The organism is Polaromonas sp. (assembly GCF_016185115.1).
GTDB lineage: Bacteria > Pseudomonadota > Gammaproteobacteria > Burkholderiales > Burkholderiaceae_C > Polaromonas.
Genome location: NZ_JACPOF010000017.1, coordinates 217,736 through 237,925, shown reverse-complemented (window position 1 = coordinate 237,925; position 20,190 = coordinate 217,736). Strand labels below are relative to the sequence as shown.

Genomic DNA, 20,190 nt, shown 5'->3' with positions numbered 1-20,190 from the left:
TGTGATTTAACTAATCGTAATTGATTTACTTTAACGTAATTATGGCCCCGTGCCAAGCCTGGCCTGACAACAGAGGGCAGCAGATTGCCCGTCTTGACCGGTTGCCTCGGCCGCTGTCGTAAAGTCAGGCTTTGAATACATATTGATACTGATATCCAGCATGCTGTTTTTACTTTCTCCTGCCAAATCCCTCGATTACGACACGCCACCGCATGTGGCCACCCATAGCAAGGCGCTGTTTGCCAGCCAGTCGGCCGAACTGATTGAGGTCCTCAGGCAAAAAACGCCACAGCAGATCAGCACGCTGATGAAGCTCTCGGACACGCTCGCAGGTCTCAACGTGGGCCGCTACCAGGCCTGGTCACCACGCTTTACCGCAAAAAATTCAAAACAGGCCGCACTGGCGTTTGATGGCGATGTCTATGGCGGGCTGGACGCCAAAACCCTCAGCGCCGAACAACTCGACTGGGCGCAGGACCATCTCTGCATTCTTAGCGGCCTTTACGGCGTGCTGCGTCCGCTGGACCGCATGCAGGCCTACCGGCTGGAGATGGGCACGGCGCTCAAAACTGACAGGGGCAGCAACCTCTACCAGTTCTGGGGCACACAGATATCGGATTACCTCAACAAGCGCGCTGCGGCCGACACATCGCCTGTCATCGTGAACCTTGCCAGTGAAGAATATTTCAGGGCGGTCGACCTGAAGGCGCTGAAGGTGCGTGTCGTGAGCTGCGTGTTCGAAGAGTTGCGTGCCGGCAAGTACAAAATCATCAGCTTCAGCGCCAAACGCGCACGCGGGCTGATGGCGCGCTACGCGATTGAGAACAAGGCCGGCACGGTCAAAAAACTGCAGGGTTTCGATGCCGAAGGGTACGCTTTTGATGCGAAAGCTTCTTCACCTGACCGTTTGGTGTTTCGCCGCAAACAGCCAGCCTGAACCTCGTCATGAAGAAGCAGGCCGCCAGAGAGCAAATCCTCACAAGTGAGGTGCTTGACTGGATGGCTGCACAGGCGCTGGCCGGGCATTCAGAAGAAGCCCTGTTCCAGGCCATGCTCGACGCCGGCTGGAATCACGATTCAGCCACACGTGCCGTGCAGATGCTGCGGGAGTCGCTTCGTGTATTGCCCGTTCCCGCTCTGGCGCTGCCTGTCACGGGCGGCATGGTCGATGCCGGGGACAAGTGGGTACAGGTGATTCACCAGTCGGCCACTCCAGACATTGTTGTGTTCGCCAGCCTGCTCAGCGACAGCGAATGTGAGGCGCTGATTGAAGAAGCACGGCCCCGGCTGTCGCGATCATTGACGGTAGACACCCGCACCGGCGGCGAGGAGCTGAACCCCGCGCGCACCAGCGACGGCATGTTTTACGCACGTGGCGAAACTGAAGTGGTGCGGCGTGTCGAGGCCCGCATTGCCAGGCTGCTGGGCTGGCCCCAGCAAAACGGTGAAGGCCTGCAGGTGCTCTGCTACGGCCCGGGCGACCAGTACAAACCTCACTACGATTATTTCGATCCGGTCGAGCCCGGCACCCCGGCGATACTGGAGTGCGGCGGCCAGCGGGTTGCCACACTCATCATGTATCTGAATGAGCCGGCGCAGGGCGGCGCGACGGTGTTCCCGTCCGTCAAGTTCAATGTGCTGCCCAAACGCGGCAACGCCGTGTTTTTCAGCTACCCGCGGGCCCACCCTTCAAGCCTGAGTTTGCATGGCGGCGATCCGGTGACCGCTGGTGAAAAATGGATTGCGACCAAGTGGCTGCGTGAACGGGAGTTCACTTAAGCCTTCAGTTTCCGGGCTGTCATCCCGGACTCGATCCGGGATCCATCCCCGTATTCGGCGCGGCGCAGAAGTCATGGATTGCGGGTCAAGCCCGCAATGACGAGAGAGCTGTATACATAATGTCCGGATGAAACTCAAAGCCAACAACATCGACATCGAGGTTGAAGACACCCACCCCGGTGACGCTTCGGGCCGCCCGGTGGTGCTGCTCATCATGGGGCTCGGCATGCAGCTCATTGCCTGGCCGCCGGGCATGGTGCAGGCGCTGGTCGATGCCGGTTATCGCGTTATACGGTTTGACAACCGCGACGCGGGGCTTAGCCAGAAGTTCGCCCACCTCGGCATGCCCAACCTGCTGTGGGAAGGACTGAAGTTCCGGTTGCGCATGACCATCACGCCGCGCTACAGCCTCAAGGACATGGCGGCCGATGCGCTGGGCGTGCTGGATGCACTGCAAATTGAGAAGGCCCATGTTGTCGGCGTCAGCATGGGCGGCATGATGGCGCAGCGCCTGGCCCTGCTGGCGCCCACCCGCCTGAAAAGCCTGACCAGCATCATGAGCACCAGCGGCGCACGCGGCCTGCCGGAGGCCAGTCCTGCGGTCACGCGGGTGCTGCTCAAGCGGCCCGGCAAGGGCCTTGATGCGGCGATAGACCACACCGTGAAACTGCTGCAAACCATAGGCAGCCCCGGTTTCCCCACGCCGCAGCCCGAACTGCGCGAGAAAGTCGCGGCGGCTGCAGCGCGCAGTTTTTACCCGCCCGGCATCGTGCGCCAGATGGTCGCCATCGTGGCTGACACCACGCGGGCTTCAGAGCTGCAGGCCATCAGCGTGCCTGCACTTGTCATTCATGGCAGGGCAGACCCGCTGGTGCCTTTTGCGGGCGGCGAAGACACGGCCAGGCGTATTCCCGGTGCGGTGCTGCACAGCGTGGACGGCATGGGGCATGATTTGCCACCCGGCGTCGTTGAGCGCATCCTCGCGCCCTTGATTCCGCACTTAAAGGCTGCAGATGCCCTGCAGAACCCCCGATTCATATGAACACCCCAGAACAATCCCAGCTCGGCAAAACTTCGGCCTATATCGACCAGTACGACGCGTCGCTGCTGTTTCCCATCCCGCGTGCCGGCAAGCGTGCAGAAATTGGCGTGACCGATGCGCCGCCTTTTTTCGGTGCCGACATGTGGACGGCGTACGAGCTGAGCTGGCTCAACCTGCGCGGCAAGCCGCAGGTGGCGCTGGCGCACATCACCGTGCCCTGCGAGTCGCCCAATATCGTTGAGAGCAAATCCTTCAAGCTCTACCTCAACAGCTTTAACAACACGCGTTTTGCCGACGCGCGCGACGTGCGTGAGCGCATACGTGCAGACCTGAACGCTGCTGTCGGCGCCGGCGTCGGTATCAAGACCCTGGGCCCGGAGCTGTTTGACCGCGAGCCTGTGCACGAGATGGACGGCCTGAACCTGGACCGGCTGGATGTCGAGTGCAGCCACTTCACGCCCATGCCCGAACTGCTGTTTGCCGAGTTCGATGAAGCGCCGGTGCAGGAAACCCTGACCAGCAACCTGCTCAAAAGCAATTGCCTGGTCACCGGCCAGCCCGACTGGGGCAGCGTGCAGATCAGTTACTCAGGCCCGCAGATCAACCAGGAAGGGCTGCTGCAATACCTGGTGAGCTTTCGCAACCACAACGAGTTTCACGAGCAGTGCGTCGAGCGCATCTTCATGGACGTGTGGACGCGCTGCAAGCCGCTCAGGCTGTCGGTGTACGCGCGTTACACGCGGCGCGGCGGGCTGGACATCAACCCCTTCCGTACCAGCCACCCGCAGGCGCTGCCACACAATGTGCGCACGGCGAGGCAGTGATTTTGCTATTAAATCAGTAGCTGCATACGTACGTATTCATTGGGCTGGATGCCAATTTGATACCGGAAATACGCGTTTTCTGGCTTGTTTTGGCGATGTTTGCAGGGCGTTAAAACAGCCACTTGGTAGTTTTTGTCGTATACATTAAAAATTTAATGTATACGGCAATAATTTAACGTAAACATTAAAAACAGGCCCAAGTGCCTTGAAAGTTGGTTCGCGTGGGGCTTTGGCGGCCAAAAAAATGCTTTTCAGGCCATTTTGAGGTGCCAAATCAGGCTGTAGGCCAATGAATACGTACGTGGCTAGCTACTGAAAGCATAGCAATTTTCCAGCCCAGGCCGGTCAGCGAATCTCGTCAACCCAGTCGCAGCGCAGGCGCAGGCTCTCATGGGCGCGCAACCGCAAACGCATGTACAGGCCCGGCAGGCAGACGCCAGCAATGCATAGCGGGTAAGCCCAGGGCGCGTCCAGTGCCATTGCCGGTACCCAGGCAATCCAGCCCATGACCCAGAAGGTCAGCATGACATCCCAGATCTGGTATTCCAGCGGGTGGTCTTCCTTGTGGTTGACATGCCATTTCTTGATGCGATGCAGCCGGGCAATGGTCGAATGCCGCGGCGGTGGGGTGTGAGCCTGTGCCATGAAACCTCCGGTCCATGCGCCAACCGGTCAGGTTCACGCATGGCTTCAATCTAGGCTTGAGCCCGGAGTGTGTCAACGACGTTTCCAGACTGTGCAGTCTAGGGCGTGTTACAGGCACTGGAAGCCCGTGGCTTGCACCACAGTTCTAGCTGCGCCGCCTGCGTGGCACCACCGTCAGTTGAAACACGTTTTTGCCCAGTGTCGCGCCTATGGCGGTTTGCTGGGGCGCCAGGTCGATCAGCTGCTCGCCCTGCCAGACCTTGACCTGTGCCGGCCCGTCGGGCAGGTTCTCGAAAGTGGTGAAGCCCTCGGGGCTGGTTTTGGCTGCCCACGGCGATTCGCTCACATAGATGTAGCCGCGCATGGAACCGTGGATGTAGCAGCCCAGCAGGTTGGCGACCACGACCCCGGGTTTGTCGAGCGTGATGTCTGCTGTTTTGGCAGGTTTGCCTTCCGGTTTGCCTTCGATCATCATGTCAAAACCGACTTTGCTGGAGTTGAACTGCTCTGCCCCTGCAGGTGAAGAACGTACGTGGTGGTTCCAGGGGTCGTTATTTGAAAGCCTGATCCTTGCGCCCGATCCCACCAGTGATACCGCCGGTATGAACTGCATCTTCTCCTGCACGATGCCGGCCTCTGCGGGCAGCGCTGTTTTGGGCAACACCGATTTGTTGGCCGGTATCACCACCACGATGGCGTCCTGCACTGGTTTGCCGTCCCTGTCGATGACAGACACGACCAGGTTGCCGGCAGACGCCAGCGTACAGGCGGCGTACAGGGTGGTCAGGAGCAGGGTTTTTTTCATGATGGTGTCAGCTTATTTCGGCGTGATGATGTCGCGGTTCATGGGCGCCAGCAGCGCCAGCATCTGGTTTTGTTTCGTGAACGGAATGCCTTTGGCATCCATGCTTTGCTGCAGCACTTCAACCAGTGCATGGAAGTCTGACTTCGTGATGTCCAGGTTGGCGTGCGAGCTTTTCATGTCGGCACCCTTGTAGACGCAGGGGCCACCGCCGAGCGCGCAGAACTGGTCTACCAGCTGCTCTTTCACGCGCTGCTGGTTCGCCGGCTTGAAGTGCGGGCCGGTACGTGGGTCGGCCAGCAGGCGGACCATGAAGTCATCCATCAGGGCGACGAGGCCGGCTTTTTCACCGAAGGCCCTGTAGAGCTGGTCGCCTTGCTGCGCCATCTGCGCGAAAGACGTACCCGCCACCAAAAGCGATGCACCGATAGCCAGGGAAACAAGTGTTTTTCTCATGGTGAGTCCTGAATATGTGTTGATGTTGTGTGGTGCCGGCCTGATCAGAAGGCGAGCTGGGCAGAGATGTAGTAACCGGCCTGCTTGCGGCTGGCGGTCGTGGCGGGCACGATGACGCCGAGGTCTGCATAGGCCAGGGTGAGCGAGAAATTTTTGGTGGGTGCCCAGGCGATGTAGATGTCTTTCCAGTCTTGTGAGCGCAATGCGCCCGAGCCCGCACCGAAGGCGGCGTTGCCCGCTTTTTCGAGCTTGTTGCGCATGAAGCGGTATTCGGCGCCTACGACCACGTTTTTGCTCAGCAGGTAACCCACCGAGAACTCGGGCTGCAGGGAATAGCTGTTTTCGCTGCCCCCCAGTGTTGCGCCGTAGCCGAGCAGCCCATTCTGGTTGGCCCTGGTTGCACGCAGGGTTCCGTTGAGCAGCAGGCTCTGGCCCAGAAAAAGTTTGGTGGCGCTGACATACAGGTCGACGCCGCTGCGTTTGGCGCCCAGTGCCGCAAGCGTCCCGTCGAACCTGGAACTGCCGAGGTTCTTGAATTCCACGCCCACGGCAACCTGCGGCATGAGGCTGTCGCTGTCAAGAATGGCATCGCCCAGCACGCGCACCTTGGCGCCCAGGATGGTCTGTTTCAGGTGCAGGCCGGGCAGGCCCAATGCCGCAACCGCGCTGCGCGTGTCCAGGTCCTGGCTGGCAATCGAGATTTCATATTTATCGTTGAAGCCGATGGCTGCGCCCAGAACAGTCAGGCCATAGTCCTTTGTGCCAGCGCGGGTGGCAAATGCCGAGAAGCCGGTTTCGCCGTCTGTGGCATTGCTGCCGATCACGGCCCAGGGCGTCAGGCCGCCACCGGCTGCACCATCAACACTGCTGACGCCGCCGGTCAGCAGCAGCTTGCCGGTTTCGGCTTGGGCACCTGTGAAGGAGAGTGCCGCTGAGGCGGCCAGGAGGGTGATTGCAAAATTCTTGTTCATGGCAGTCCTTGGAGGGGAATCGTGGGGCGGCGTGCAATGCGAATGCATGCTCGAACTGCTATACGTACCTTTTGATACAACTGGATTCAGCTTTTTGTGAAAACTTTTAATTTGTCTGTCCGTGAATCCAAAACGGAACTACTTCACGTATTGAGAACATGACGGCACCCTTCCGAGGTCCGGTAACAGTTGAAGCCAAGGCAGGGAGTTTTATGCGTTTCATGTGTACAGCCAGCACGGCGTGGCTGGCGGGACAAAGACCTGGCAGGGTGCTTGCCGTCCTGCTTCTGTCACTCAGCGCCATGGGTTCTGCCCAGGCGCAGGCAGTAGCAAAGCCTGCGGCGGCGCGTGAATGGGTGACGCCTGCAACTGGTGATGTACAGCGCGGTGCGGCGCTCTACCAGGCCCGGTGCACGGCCTGCCACGCGGTAGACAGCAACAGGATTGGGCCCGCGCACCGCGGTGTCATGGGCAGGCGCATAGGCAGCTTGCCGGGCTACAAATATTCGGATGAGCTTGCGGCGTCACGCCTGCGCTGGACGCCGCAGACGCTCAATGTCTGGCTTGAAGACCCCGAAGAGCTGGTCAGGGGCCAGCGCATGGGTTTTCAGGTTGACAGTGCCCAGGAGCGGGCCGACCTGATTGCCTACCTCGCCACGCTCAAATAATCCATTTGCTAGAAGAGCTGGTCTGTTGCCACCACGGCTTCTGCCGCCTGCGGGGGTGAAGCGGCGCTGACCGCTTCGTCGCCAGCCCTGGCCAGGGTGCTGGCGCGTACGCCCAGCAACCGGAGCCTTCTGTCGAGCGCTACCCGCTTGAGGCACTGCCCGGCTATCTTGCGGATGGTCTGGCCATCGGCTATGTAGGCCTGGATGGTCTGGTCGCGGGTGGCAATCCTGAAGTCGTCATAACGCAGCTTGATGCCTATGGTTTTGGCGACATAACCCTTGCGCTGCAAATCCTCGCCCAGCTTCTCGCACAGTGATGTGAATATTTCGCCCAGTTCGGCCTTGTCGCGCACGGCGTGCAGGTCGCGCCCGAAGGTGGTCTCGCGGCTCATGCTCACCGGCTCGCTGTGGGTTTCCACCGGCCTGTCATCGCGGCCCCAGGCGACCTCATGCATCCATGCGCCGCTGGATTTCCCGAAGTTGTCTATCAGCCACTGGGGGTCCTGCGCGGCGAGTTCTCCTATGGTGTGAATATGAAGTTTGGCCAGCTTCTCACCCGCCTTGGGGCCTATGCCGTTGATCTTGCGCACATTGAGCGGCCAGATCTTTGTTTCCAGGTCTTCTTCATAAACGATGGAAATGCCGTTGGGCTTGTTGAACTCGCTGGCCATCTTGGCCAGCAGCTTGTTGGGCGCAACACCTATCGAGCAGGTGAGGCCTGTCTTCTCAAAAATCGCTTTCTGTATGAGACGCGCCAGCACACGGCCACCCTCGCGCTGCCCGCCCGGGACATCCGTAAAATCGATGTAAACCTCATCCACGCCGCGGTCCTGCATGACGGGTGCGATCTCTGCAATTGTGCTTTTGAAGAGGCGCGAGAAACGCCGTACCTCGTCAAAATCCACCGGCAGCACGATGGCCTGCGGGCAGAGTTTTGCCGCCTTCATCATGCCCATCGCAGAGCCCACACCAAACTGCCGCGCCGCATAGGTGGCCGTGGTGATCACGCCGCGCCCGACGTAATCCTTGAGCAGGGGGAAGTCCGCCACGGGAATAAAGCGCGGCTGCCGCTCGGGGACGGCGCTGAGTGCTTCATCCACCTTGCGCCTGCCGCCACCGATGACCACGGCCAGCCCCTTGAGCTGGGGGTAGCGCAGCAGTTCGACGGACGCAAAAAAAGCGTCCATGTCGAGGTGGGCGATTCGGCGAATGGGGGGCATCCCCCGATTTTGCCGCTTCTGAAAATGAATGCGCGCAGTCCTGCCGGTATAGGGAAGTTGGCTACCCGACCTGTGTCGATCAGACCGGGTAAGTGCCTGGCAACAAAATCGCCCTGTCTACTTTCTGGATGTCGGTGTGGCCGCAAAACGCCATGGTCACGTCAAGTTCCTTGTGAATGATCTGCAGGGCTTTGGTCACGCCCGCTTCGCCCATGGCCCCCAGCCCGTAGACCACGGCACGGCCAATCATGGTGCCACGCGCGCCCAGCGCCCATGCCTTGAGCACGTCCTGACCCGAGCGTATGCCGCCGTCCATCCAGACCTCGATCTGGTCGCCCACCGCTTCGACGATGGGCGGCAGGGCGGTGATACTCGATGGCGCACCGTCCAGCTGGCGGCCGCCGTGGTTGCTGACGACAATGACATCTGCGCCACTTTGTGCGGCCAGCTTCGCGTCCTCGACATCCTGTATGCCCTTGAGTACCAGCTTGCCATCCCAGCGCTCACGCACCCAGGCGACATCGGCCCATGACAGGCGCGGGTCGAATTGCTCGTTGGTCCACACTGCGAGCGAGCTCATGTCGCTCACGGCCTTCACGTGGCCGACCAGGTTGCCGAAGCTGCGGCGTTTTGTGCCGGCCATGCCCATGCACCAGCGCGGCTTGGTCATCAGGTTGATGATGTTGGCAATGGTGGGTTTGGGTGGCGCTGTGAGGCCATTCTTGATGTCCTTGTGGCGCTGGCCTATGACCTGCAGGTCCAGCGTCAAAACAAGTGCGCTGCAGCGGGCCTTGCGGGCCCGGGCAATCATGGCCTCCATGGCGCTGCGGTCACGCATCATGTAGAGCTGGTACCAGAAGGGCGCCTGTGTCGCGGCGGCGATGTCTTCCATGGAGCAGATGCTCATGGTCGACAGCGTAAAGGGAATGCCGAATTTTTCGGCCGCCCGTGCAGCGTGGATTTCGCCATCGGCATGCTGCATGCCCATCAGGCCTATGGGTGCGATGGCCACAGGCATTTTCGTTTTCACGCCGGCCATGAGGGTGGCTGTGCTGCGGTTTTCCATGTTCACCGCCACGCGCTGGCGCAGCAGGATTTTCTGGAAATCGGCCTCGTTGGCCCGGTAAGTGCCTTCGGTCCAGGAGCCCGAGTCGGCATAGTCATAAAACATGCGCGGCACGCGCTTTTTGGCCAGCTCGCGCAGGTCTGAAATATTGGTGATCACGGGCACGGATGTCTCCTTCGTTTGCCAGAGATGTTAGTGGCGGGCTGCGTTGCCCGGTGTGAATACTGCTTTTTGCGCGTGAAATTATTTTGATGCGGGCTTGGGCGCTGCTTTCGGGGCCGGTTCTGGCGTGTTTTTGACGCCTGCACCGCGCACTTCAAGGCGTATTTCGTCAAGCACCTTGCCGCGGGCATCAGCCAGTTGCACCACATGCCGACCCGGCCAGGGCAGCCACTGGGCGTCGCTGCCACGTGCAAACTCCTTGCCGTCCATCAGCCAGCGCAGGTTTCGGCCTTCAGCGCTGAAGCTCAGGCGCTGGCGATTGGGCGGGATGTCCGGGTCGAGCGCGATGATGGTGCCCGAGGCCGGTGCGGTGATGCGAGGTGCTTCCTGCGCCTCTTCAGATGTGTTTTTGGCACGCTTGAAACCGGCATCTCCTGGCGCATCCATGGCAAATACTTTTTGCTCGGTACCGGCGATAAACCATTCGTTGCGTGCCGCCTCAAGTTGTTTGCCAAACCCTGTGCGCGCCTGAACCAGGCCTGGGGGCGGTGCGGGTGACCGGCTGGGTTCTGTTTTGTGCAGGTAGTTCATCACCGCAGCCCACACAGGCGCTGCGCCGCTGGTGCCGCTGACATCCCACATCGGGGCACCGCTTGAATTGCCCACCCAGACGCCGACGGTGTAACGCTGCGAATACCCCATGGCCCAGTTGTCGCGCATGTCCTTGCTGGTACCGGTTTTCACGGCGGTCCAGAAACGCGTGGCCAGGACGCTGTCGGTGCCGAAGGTTCGGGCACGTGCCAGCGGGTCGGCCATGATGTCGGTAACGATGAAGGCGGCGCGCGGGTCTATCGCTGGCGTGAACTCGGGTTTGACGGTTCTGCCCATCGCGACGGGGCTGTAGCGGCCCGCATTGGCCAGGGTACGGTAGCCATTGGCGAGTGACAGCAGCGACACCTCACTGCTGCCCAGTGCCAGGCTATAGCCGTAGTAGTCCCCAGATTCTTTCAATGGCACACCCGCCAGTTTGAGCTGCTTCTGGAAAGCATCTGGCGACACCATGACCAGTGTGCGTACGGCGGGCACGTTGAGTGAAGCGCCCAGTGCGGTGCGTGCAGACACATGGCCCTTGAACTGGCGATCATAGTTTTGCGGAATGTAGAGCCCGCCCGCGGTCTGTATGTTGGTGGGGGAGTCATCAAGCAGCGATGCGGCCGTCATGCGTTTTTCTGCAATGGCCTGGGCGTAGAGAAAAGGCTTGAGCGTGGAGCCGGGCTGGCGCAGCGCGAGCACGCCGTCAACCTCTGCCGCGCCGCTGAGTTCACCCGATGAGCCCACCCAGGCCAGCACCTCGCCGCTGGCGTTGTCCAGCACGATGATGGCGCCGTCTTCCACATGCCGGCCCCGCAGTTCACGCAGTTGCTGGGTCAGTGTTTGCACGGCAAAGCGCTGCAGCGGGGCGCGCAGGGTGGATGAGATGCTGGCCGGTGCGGCTTTTTTTGCAGGCGTGTCAGCTCGTACCAGTTGGCGTGCAAAGTGCGGCGCGAATCCTTCAGACGCATCGAATGCCTTGCGCTGAAGCGCCGCAGTGGCGAACAGGTCCAGGCCTTCGCAGTCCGCTTTTGCCGGAGATTGAAGGAGCTTGAGAACCCCACACGCGCGCTGCGTGACCTGCGCCGCTTTTGCATTCGGCGCACGCACCAGTGCAGCCGCCAGCGCAGCCTCCCGTTCATCCAGCCCGTGCGCAGCCTTGCCGAAGAGCGTGCGGCTCAGCGCATCAATGCCCACAGTCTCACCGCGAAACGGCACAAGGTTGAGGTAAGCCTCCAGGATCTGGTCCTTGCGCCAGCGCGCTTCCAGCACCTGACTTGACACCGTTTGGCCTATCTTCTGCGTCAGGCTTCGGCCACGGGCGCCTGCGCGCCAGTCTTCATCGACGAGACCTGCAAGCTGCATGCTGATGGTCGATGCGCCGCGTGTCTTTGTGTTCCACAGGTTGCCCCAGGCCGCAGCAGATACGGCACGCCAGTCCACGCCGCTGTGTTCATAAAAACGCTTGTCCTCGCTGAGCACCAGCGCCGTGCGCAGCGCCGGCGAGATGTCCGGCAGCGCCACCCACTGGCCGCGCCGCACCGTGGCATCGGTGCGCAGGCGCTGTATGACTTCACCATTGCGGTCAAGGATGACTGTGTCAGATGGTTTGAAATCGCGTTTGACTTCGTCGAACGCAGGCAATGCCCAGGCAGAAAAAGCAGAAGCCGAGATCAACAGTCCGCCCATCAGGCGCGTCATGCCAACACCGATTTGAAAGCCGGCAGATGGATTGCGGGTCGACCCCGCAACGATATCGCTTGTCACTTCACTGCCTCCACCTTCACCCGCGCATTCGGCGCCTCGCCAAACATCTCGGGCGCATACATCGCCTCTGCACGGCTTGGCGGCAGGGCGAACTCGCCGACGTTGTTGAGACGCACGGTGTACTCCATCTTCACGACACCCTTGGGCAGGTACTCGTAGTAACTGCGAAAGGCCTCGAAGCTGCGCTCTTCGAATGCCGGCCAGCCTGCGCCTGATTTCTTTTCGCCGCTGGTGGCGATCTGCGAATCGCGGCCCAGGCCGCTGCCGAGAATCGTCGCGCCACCGGGCACCGGGTCGGTGATGGCGACCCAGGTCATGTCGGCGCTGGCATTCACTTCAAGTGTGATGCGCAGAACGTCGCCGCGTGTGTACACCCCTTTGACGGCCTGCTCGACCGGGGTGATGGTCTTTTTGATCTGGTAGCCCGCGTTGAAGGGCTCTTTCAGCTGGATGGCCGCAATCGACTGCAGCGTCAGCCACGGCTTGCCTGCGCCCTGATGCGTCACGGTCAGCGTGTCCTTGCCCGCTTTGCCCCATGGCAGGAACATGCTGTTGTTACGCAGGTTACCGGGCGATGCTGGTGCGCCGAAGAACGTAGTCTGGTTGGGTGCGCCCGCAGAGTCGGTGGCTTTGACCCGGTCGACCTTGCTCCAGTCCACACTGGCCGTAGCTGCCGCCGCCGAGGCCAGTGTGGCCCTGGTGACGCCGGCCACGGGCGTGGCTTCAAACCTTGCAGAGAATTTGTCCAGCGCCAGCCCGCCCCACAGGTTGGCAGTCGTGGTGTGCCATGCGCCTTTTTGCTGGCGAGCAATAAAGCCATTGGCAAGCCGTCCCATGTCGTCTTTCCACGCCGGGTCGTCCATCACGGCCAGCATGAGGCGCGCGGTGTTGACATCGCCATTGGTCATCAGCCACCACCAGTAGTCGTCCTTTTCGGTGCTGAAGATCAGCTTGGTGCCCTGGAAGGACAGGCGCGAGCGGATGATCTGGTTTGCTTCCGCCAGGCGCTGCTCGCGCTGCGGCACATCGGCCACGCGCTTGAGGATGTTCAGCCAGTCGATCACTGCACTTGTCGGCCACTGGTTGGGCGCGATGGTGATGCTGCCGACCATGCGGCCCTGCGCCTTGCCGTAGCGCGACAGCGCTTCGATGGCGGCGAGCTTGCGCACGTCGAGGTCCTTGCGCGGGCTCCAGAACTCGCGCTGAATGCGGCCTTCGACAAAACCGATGAGGCCGCGTTCCATGGGCGCACGAACCTCGTCAGGCAGTGCAAACGCCGGGTTGATGCTGGCGGCTTCATGGGTGGCAGCCAGCAGGTAAGAGGTCAGGATGTCACTGCCGCGTGAGCCTTCGCCCTCACGCGGCGGGAAGTAGCTGGCCAGGCCGTCACTGTCCAGGTAGTTGGGTATCTGCCCCACAACTGTCTGCCACAGCTTGCCGTCACGCAGGCCCACTGACTTGCTGGTCTTCTGTTCCAGGCAGGCGAAGGGGTAGTTGGCAAACCAGTCACGCACCCCGTCCATGCCTTCGGCGAGTTTTGGTTGCAGCGACATCTTCAGTCCACCCCGGCCCGGCAGCGCATCTGCAGGCGGGTTGACGTCTAGGTTGAACGAGCCATCAACCTGCACCAGCGTGGCCTGCTGCACCGTTAATGGCACAGCAGGGATGATGCGCTGGCGCGCCTTCAGGCCGTCACGCGCGCCGCTCACCGTGTCTTTGGCCTCTATCTCCCAGAGTATGGCTTCGGCCCGCGTGAAGGCGAGTTGTGCCGGTGCCGTCACCAACCATGCGACTTCACGTGCTTCACCTGCCGGAATGTCTACCGTTTGCGGTTTCAGGTCGAGCAGCGTGGCACGCGGCGTCACTTCCACCTTCATCGCCGCCTTGGTCGTGTTGCGCAGGGTGAGCTGAGCACGGAAGTTGTCGTCCTCTCGCACCAGCGGCGGCAGGCCGCTGATGATCTGCAAATCCTGCGTCGCCTTGATGCTGGTCTGCCCGATGCCGAACATGCCGGTGCCCGCATCGGCGACGGCCACAATCTTGAAGGTCGTCAGTGCATCATTGAGCGGCACATTCACAATCGCCTGGCCGTTGGCGTCCAGCACCACCTTCGGGTTCCAGAGCAGCAGGGTCTCCAGCAGTTCGCGTGTGTTGCTGCGCCCGCCGCCGCCACCTGCTGCCACGGCCTTGCGGCCATAGTGCCTGCGGCCAATGATTTCCATCTGCGCGGTTGACGTTTCCACGCCCCAGGCGCGGCGCTGCAACATGGCGTCAAGGATGTTCCAGCTGCTGTTGGGCATCAACTCCAGCAGCGCCTGGTCAACGGCGGCCAGTGCCACTTCGGCATTCGCGGCGGGCTGGCCATTTGGCAGCTTGACTTGAATAGTCACCCTGGCCTGGCTGCGCACGGCATAGCTTTCCTTGTCGGCCTTCACGCTCACATCAAGCTGGTGCGCTTTGGTGCCGACGCGGATTTCCGCCAGGCCAAGCCTGAAGGCCGGCTTGCTCAAATCGACCAGCGCAGTCGGCGCGACATATTCGCGGCCCTCGTACCAGAAGGATGTCCACCATTCACGCGGCGCCTTGTAGCCCCAGGTGAAAAAGCTGTACCACGGCACCTCGCGCAGCCGCCCACGCAGGGCCAGCACGCTCACATACACATTCGGGCCCCAGCCGTCCTTGATCTTCAGATTGATGGTCGGGTCCTGGCCGTTGAGCTGCACCACCTGTGTTTCGATGATGCCTTCGCGCTCAATGGCCACCAGCGCTGTCGCGAAACGGAAAGGCATGCGCACCTGGAACTTCGCGGTGTCGCCGGGCTGGTAGCTTTTCTTTTCGGGCAGCACATCCATGCGGTCATGGTTTTCACCACCGAACCACAGTTCGCCCTGCTTGGTCACGTAAACAGAACTTGCCGCCTGTATGGTGTTGCCGTCCTTGTCTTTTGCGGTGACGATCAGTTCAACCTCACCGGCTTCGCCCAGTTTTGTTTCGCAGAGCAGCAGGCCGCGCGAATCGCTCTTGCCGCTGCAGACGCTGCCGAGGTCTTTTGTTTCGGTCTTGTTGTCGTAGGTGTAAAAACCGCCCACCATGCGTTTGCGGCTGGTGGTGACGATGCGCGCAATGGCTTTGACTTCCATGGACACATCGGCCGCGGCCTTGCCACTCAAATCAAGCGCCAGTGCCTGGAACCTGATCTTCTGGCTGGCGGATACCCAGCCCTCGGTCTTGATGCCGGCGATCACACTGGCCGGCCACAGCGTGGAGACGCTGCGTATGGTTTGCACTTCACCATTGGGGTCGGCGTAGGTGGCTTCCAGCAGCAGCTCCTGCGGCTGTTTTGACACCGGTACGTTATCGACGGTTACCTTGCCTGCGCCGTTGCGGTCCAGCGTCAGCGGCAGCTTGTCGGCAATCACACGCTGGTCTTGCGAGGCGGTGTTTTCTTCGTCGGCGTCGGGGTTGTCGCTGCGCTTGCCGCGCGGTGGCGAGAAGTTGAATTCTTCGTAGTCGCTGTAGCTCAAGCCCTTGCCGCGCACCAGTGCAGACACCCGGACCGGCAGGCTGACCGCGCCGCCGCCGGCGACGTAGTTGATCTGCACATCCGTCGGCACCGTCTTCACATTGACCAGCGCTTTTTTCTCGGCAGGCGTCACCCGGCCTTCAAGCACAGGCAGCCTGAACTCTTCAACCCGGAACTGGCCGCTGGTGAAGTTGCGGCTGCGTTCGTCCGCTTTCGGGTCGCCCTGCAATGTCACTTCGTACATGCCCAGCTTGGCCGCAGGCGGAATCGCGAAGGTGTTCTCTGCGCTTGAGCCGCCCGTCGCCGTCTTGCGCCAGGTGATGGGTTGCGTGTATTTCTGCCCGCTGCCGATGTGCGTGACGACCAGTGTCGACGGCTGCACTTCGGCCAGGCCAAAGCCCTTGCTGGTTTGCGTGCGCAATATGTGTTTCATCGACACGGTTTCACCGGCGCGCAGCAGCGTGCGGTCAAAAATCGTGTGGGCCACTTCATCGGGTCGCATTTCGGTACTGGTCGGCACATTGAAGCGCCAGGCTTCTATGCCTTTATGCCAGTCGCTCCATGTGAAAGCCATATCTTCCACGCCAGATACAGCTACCCGGGCACTGACGAAGTAAGCCGAGCGATAGTCATCACGCCCGCATTTAGGCGCCTGCGGCGAGAGGCCCGTGAAGTTGGCAATACCCTGCGCATTGGTGGTGGCCTTCGCAAGCTCTGCGCCCTGACAGTCTGAGACACGTACCACGGCGTTGGCCACGGGCGCGCCCTTGTCCAGTGTGGTAACCCAGGCCATTGCGTTTTCGCGCCCCAGCTTGAAATGCACGCCCAGATTGGTGACCAGCGCTGACGTGCGCACATACATGGTCCGGCTGGCGCCGTGGCGTTCGTCGAGCAGCGAGGTACCGAGTTTTTGCGATGCGATTTCAACGACGTGAAAGCCCGGCGTGAGCGGTATGCCGACCACTTCAAAAGGCCTTGGGTCGTTGTTCACAGGCTTGGGCAGATCCAGCGTCTTCACACCCGGCTGGCCTGCCAGCAGCGACAGCATGCGCGTCTGCACATACTCTTTTGTTTTCGCATCAAGTATTTTTGGCAGCGGCCCCTTGATATCTGCCGCGGCCTGTTTGCGCTCGACCTCATAGTCGTCATAGCGCTGCACCTTGCGGAACCACGCGATGATGTCGGCGTCGGTTTTGGGTTGGAGGTCGCTGACCTTTCCGGCAGGGGCAGTGATGGCTGCCGGCGTGACGCCCTTGACCTGCAGGGCTGCCTCAACATTGCGCAGCGTAACTGGCAGAAGCGCCGGGTCGCTGGCTTTGGTATTGGGTTCTGCAAAACGCTCGACGATGCCGAAGGGCGATGCCGCAAATTTCGCCAGCGGCGGCATGGCGCCGGTAGCCACCTTGAGCGGAAAGCTGTCGGCGTTGCGCAAGGTGCGGCCCGATGCGTCCTTGAAGTCTTTCGGCAATTCCAGCACATACTGCGCCTGCTCGGCAAACAGTGGCTTGAAGATGATGTTGCTGACCACATCGGCGGCGTCGCCGCTTTCAGCATCGAACACTGGCTTTAGCGTATTGGAACCCGACTTCAGGCGTATGCCCTCTGCCAGCTTGCGCGGCACAGGTGCGTTGAAGTTCAGGCTCATGGGGCGAATCGGCAGGCAGGCAGCCTGTGCGTTTTCACGCTCGCAGTTGAAGCTGGCCGCAAACGGCTCACGCACCTGGAAGTTGTAGCGCTTTTCAATCGAGTTGGGCACGCCGCTGGGCGTGCTCACGCCCTTGCCGTAGACCAGCTGTATCTTTGCCGCCGGTGTCAGCCGGCGGTTGCAGGCCAGCGTGACGAACTTCAGGGGGTCTTTGGCGGCGGCCTTGTCCAGGCCCTGCGATTTCAGCAGGCCTTCGCGCTCGGCGCCCGCGATGAGCTTGACGGGAACGCGTTCACCCAGGCCTTCCACCGAACACCAGACGTTCTCCTGCACGCTCTGCAACGTGGCAGGGCCATTGAGGCGCAGCAAAAAGTACTGTTCTTCGTCGATGCGTTCGTAGGAGCCGGGCCTGAGGCTGGTGATGAAGGGGCCGCCGGTGTTGAATTTGTAGGCGCCCGGGCCTGTGAGGGTCACTCCGGACGCGGACTTCATCCCGTTGCGCACCTGCAGGTTGCAGCTCACGCCGGGCGGCAGGTCGTTCTCGAATTCAAACGCCCATTCGCGGTCACTGGTCCAGCGCCCGCTGCCCTTGCTGGCCTGCGCATCGCTGCAACTTAAGGAAAGTGGTGCCGGAGCCTTGGGATCGCCGAAATTCACGGCGCTGTCGTCAAATTTGGCAACCACCTGGCGAACGCGCGAGACCTCTCCCTGCGGCGAAAGGCTGGTGACCTGGAATGCGTGCGCCTGCATGGCTGCAGTTGCCATCATGGCGACGGCTATTTTTGTAGTGAACTTGACCACGAATCCTCCTCATTGGAGGGTCAAGCGTAGCTGATTTGTATGTAACAAAAAAGCGGGCACAGGGCCCGCTTTTCAAGATGGAGATGAAAAATTTCAACCCAGGTTCACCGGCACAAAAATCCGGTCACTGCCGCGCTGGATCAGCAGGGCGACTGATTTGTCTGACTTGGCCACTGCAGCGCGAACCTGGTCCACGTTCTTTACGGCCGTGCCGTTGATGGAGATCAGCACGTCGCCTGACTGCACGCCTGCCAGCGCGGCAGGGCCGGTGGCCTGCTGCACGACCAGGCCGCTGTCCACGCCTGCTTCCTGGCGTTCATCGGGCTGCAGAGGGCGCAGCGCCAGGCCAAGCTTGCCCTGGCTGGGTGCCTCGTTCTTGCCGACCACTTCCTTGCTCTTGTCGTTGGCATTGGCCAGGCGTGCCGAGAGTTCTTTCGACGAACCCTGACGCCAGATCTCCAGCTTCACCGTGTCGCCGGGCGCGGCCATGCTGATGACTGCAGGCAAATCGCCGGAAGAAATCACGGCCTGTCCGTTGACCTTGCGGATCACGTCGCCGGGCTGCAGGCCTGCCTTGTCGGCGGGGCCGCCTTTTTCAACATTCGAGACCAGCGCGCCTTCGGGCTTGTCGAGCTTGAAGGAGTTGGCAAAGGTCTGGTTGACTTCCTGCACGGCCACGCCCAGGCGCGCGTGCTCGGCCTTGCCGGTGGCGACGATCTGGTCCTTGATCTTGGTGGCGATGTCCATGGGGATGGCAAACGACACACCCTGGTAACCGCCGCTGCGGCTGTAGATCTGCGAGTTGATGCCGACCACCTCGCCACGCGAGTTGAACAGCGGGCCGCCCGAGTTGCCGGGGTTCACAGCCACGTCGGTCTGTATGAAGGGTACAGCGCTGTCGTCGGGCAGTGAGCGGCCCTTGGCGCTGACCACGCCTGCGGTGACGGTGTTCTCGAAACCGAAGGGCGAGCCGATCGCCAGCACCCATTCGCCGACGCGCAGGTCGGAGGTTTTGCCTATGGAGACCACTGGCAGGTTCTTCGCATCAATGCGCAGCACGGCCACATCGGTCTTGGGGTCAGAGCCCAGCACCTTGGCACGGTATTCGCGGCGGTCGGTCAGCTTGACGGTGACTTCTTTTGCGCCCTTCACCACGTGGGCGTTGGTCAGGATGATGCCGTCAGGGCTGACGATAAAACCCGAGCCCTGGCCGCGCGTTGGCATCTCCTGCGGTGCGCCACGACGCTGGCCGGGCGACATGCCCTGGCCTTGCTGGAAGCGCTTGAAGAATTCAAGGAAGGGGTCCATGCCCGCGCCGTCTTCACCCTGGGCCAATGCATCGTCATCAGACACCCTGGTGGTGCCGGTCACGCTGATGTTGACCACGGCCGGGCCGTAGCGCTCGGTGATTTGCGGAAAGTCTGGCAGGGTTGCGCCGCCGGTGATGCCGGTTGCACTGGAGACGATGGGGGCTGGTGCGGCGACGGATGGCGAGTGCAGGGCGTTCAATGCACTCACACCGGCACCGCCAATGGCGCCGGCAGTCAGAAGGGCGGCAACCAGTGATGTGTTTTTAAGGGCTGCAGATTTCATGGTTTCATCCTTGATAGGTTGATGGGCACACGGCTTGTTGCCGGTACCCATAACTATGAGGATGGAGTCTTAGACAAGTCTTAAGGCCCCCACGCTTGTCGCTTCGCGTACTGCGCTGCCCCCCGAGGGGGCGCTGCTCCTGCGGCCCGGCGAAGCCGGTTCCGCGGACCCTGCTTGCGAAGACCTCGCTTCGCTGTGGGCCGTTCATCTCCGTTTGAAGCCGCAGCGTGTGGCTAGTTGCGCAGCCTCACAGGCTGGGCGCGTGGTCCTGGAAGACCTTGTCTATGCGTGTGCCGAACAGGCGCGCAATCGCAAAGGCGAGCGCCAGGCTGGGGTCGGAGCGGCCGGCTTCTATGGCGTTGATGGTCTGGCGTGACACCTGGAGCTCGGCTGCCAGCGCAGCTTGCGACAGGCCACGGGCCAGGCGGAGTTCGTGGATGCGGTTGTTCATGCGGGGCGATCTCCAGTGCAGTTTTTGGATGATGTAAAGTTTACTTTACATTTTGGAGCCTGGGGCCGTCAAACGGGTCTCAGCAGGCTCAAAAATAGCGATTTGGGGCTACTTTTAGGGGCAAAAAAGGCTGCAGGCCAATAAATACGCACGTGAGAAGCTATTAAATCAGTAGCAAATATGA

The 20,190-nt window shown here is 61.2% G+C and carries 15 protein-coding genes; 5 read left to right on the top strand and 10 right to left on the bottom strand.

Going from position 1 to position 20,190, the window contains the following annotated elements; genetic code table 11:
- The first annotated feature begins 160 nt into the window (after positions 1 to 160).
- From yaaA to queF, 4 genes are all read left to right on the top strand, one after another.
- On the top strand, positions 161 to 937 hold the full coding sequence (yaaA, locus tag HYX42_RS11270) for a peroxide stress protein YaaA (protein WP_293402935.1): 777 nt from the start codon (positions 161 to 163) through the stop codon (positions 935 to 937).
- Between the two features lie 8 nt (positions 938 to 945).
- Positions 946 to 1,779 carry a 2OG-Fe(II) oxygenase gene (locus HYX42_RS11265; RefSeq protein WP_293402933.1) on the top strand — a complete coding sequence of 278 codons (834 nt, stop codon included), beginning with the start codon at positions 946 to 948 and terminating at the stop codon, positions 1,777 to 1,779.
- A 127-nt stretch (positions 1,780 to 1,906) separates the two neighbouring features.
- The gene (locus HYX42_RS11260; protein ID WP_293402931.1) at positions 1,907 to 2,821 is read left to right on the top strand and encodes an alpha/beta hydrolase; all 915 of its coding nucleotides are present in this window, start codon (positions 1,907 to 1,909) and stop codon (positions 2,819 to 2,821) included.
- Positions 2,818 to 3,645 carry an NADPH-dependent 7-cyano-7-deazaguanine reductase QueF gene (gene queF, locus HYX42_RS11255; RefSeq protein ID WP_293402929.1) on the top strand — a complete coding sequence of 276 codons (828 nt, stop codon included), beginning with the start codon at positions 2,818 to 2,820 and terminating at the stop codon, positions 3,643 to 3,645. The genes HYX42_RS11260 and queF overlap by 4 nt, the downstream gene beginning before the upstream one ends.
- Before the next feature lie 345 nt (positions 3,646 to 3,990).
- On the opposite strand, the gene HYX42_RS11250 is transcribed toward queF, so the two are convergent.
- The 4 genes from HYX42_RS11250 to HYX42_RS11235 form a co-directional block, all read right to left on the bottom strand.
- Positions 3,991 to 4,290 carry a hypothetical protein gene (locus HYX42_RS11250; protein ID WP_293402927.1) on the bottom strand — a complete coding sequence of 100 codons (300 nt, stop codon included), beginning with the start codon at positions 4,288 to 4,290 and terminating at the stop codon, positions 3,991 to 3,993.
- 145 nt (positions 4,291 to 4,435) lie between these two features.
- Complete coding sequence (locus tag HYX42_RS11245; protein WP_293402925.1) at positions 4,436 to 5,095, bottom strand: plastocyanin; 660 nt, start codon at positions 5,093 to 5,095, stop codon at positions 4,436 to 4,438.
- A gap of 12 nt (positions 5,096 to 5,107) precedes the next feature.
- Positions 5,108 to 5,548, bottom strand: coding sequence for a group 1 truncated hemoglobin (locus HYX42_RS11240; protein ID WP_293402923.1), 441 nt, complete (start codon positions 5,546 to 5,548; stop codon positions 5,108 to 5,110).
- Positions 5,549 to 5,592: 44 nt separating this feature from the next.
- Positions 5,593 to 6,519, bottom strand: a complete 927-nt coding sequence (locus tag HYX42_RS11235) for a DUF3034 family protein (protein WP_293402921.1) — start codon at positions 6,517 to 6,519, stop codon at positions 5,593 to 5,595.
- A gap of 212 nt (positions 6,520 to 6,731) precedes the next feature.
- On the opposite strand from HYX42_RS11235, the gene HYX42_RS11230 reads away from it, so the two are divergent.
- The gene (locus tag HYX42_RS11230; protein WP_293402919.1) at positions 6,732 to 7,187 is read left to right on the top strand and encodes a c-type cytochrome; all 456 of its coding nucleotides are present in this window, start codon (positions 6,732 to 6,734) and stop codon (positions 7,185 to 7,187) included.
- Positions 7,188 to 7,195: 8 nt separating this feature from the next.
- On the opposite strand, the gene HYX42_RS11225 is transcribed toward HYX42_RS11230, so the two are convergent.
- The 6 genes from HYX42_RS11225 to HYX42_RS11200 form a co-directional block, all read right to left on the bottom strand.
- Positions 7,196 to 8,407 (bottom strand): DNA polymerase IV, encoded by a 1,212-nt coding sequence (locus tag HYX42_RS11225; RefSeq protein WP_293402917.1) that lies wholly within the window; start codon positions 8,405 to 8,407, stop codon positions 7,196 to 7,198.
- A 79-nt stretch (positions 8,408 to 8,486) separates the two neighbouring features.
- Positions 8,487 to 9,638 carry an alpha-hydroxy acid oxidase gene (locus tag HYX42_RS11220; RefSeq protein ID WP_293402915.1) on the bottom strand — a complete coding sequence of 384 codons (1,152 nt, stop codon included), beginning with the start codon at positions 9,636 to 9,638 and terminating at the stop codon, positions 8,487 to 8,489.
- Positions 9,639 to 9,716: 78 nt separating this feature from the next.
- Positions 9,717 to 11,915, bottom strand: a complete 2,199-nt coding sequence (pbpC, locus tag HYX42_RS11215; protein WP_293403495.1) for a penicillin-binding protein 1C — start codon at positions 11,913 to 11,915, stop codon at positions 9,717 to 9,719.
- 74 nt (positions 11,916 to 11,989) lie between these two features.
- Positions 11,990 to 17,929 carry an MG2 domain-containing protein gene (locus HYX42_RS11210; protein ID WP_293403493.1) on the bottom strand — a complete coding sequence of 1,980 codons (5,940 nt, stop codon included), beginning with the start codon at positions 17,927 to 17,929 and terminating at the stop codon, positions 11,990 to 11,992.
- A gap of 126 nt (positions 17,930 to 18,055) precedes the next feature.
- Positions 18,056 to 19,555, bottom strand: a complete 1,500-nt coding sequence (locus tag HYX42_RS11205) for a DegQ family serine endoprotease (RefSeq protein WP_293402913.1) — start codon at positions 19,553 to 19,555, stop codon at positions 18,056 to 18,058.
- A gap of 247 nt (positions 19,556 to 19,802) precedes the next feature.
- Complete coding sequence (locus HYX42_RS11200; protein WP_293402911.1) at positions 19,803 to 20,006, bottom strand: helix-turn-helix transcriptional regulator; 204 nt, start codon at positions 20,004 to 20,006, stop codon at positions 19,803 to 19,805.
- Positions 20,007 to 20,190: the final 184 nt, after the last annotated feature.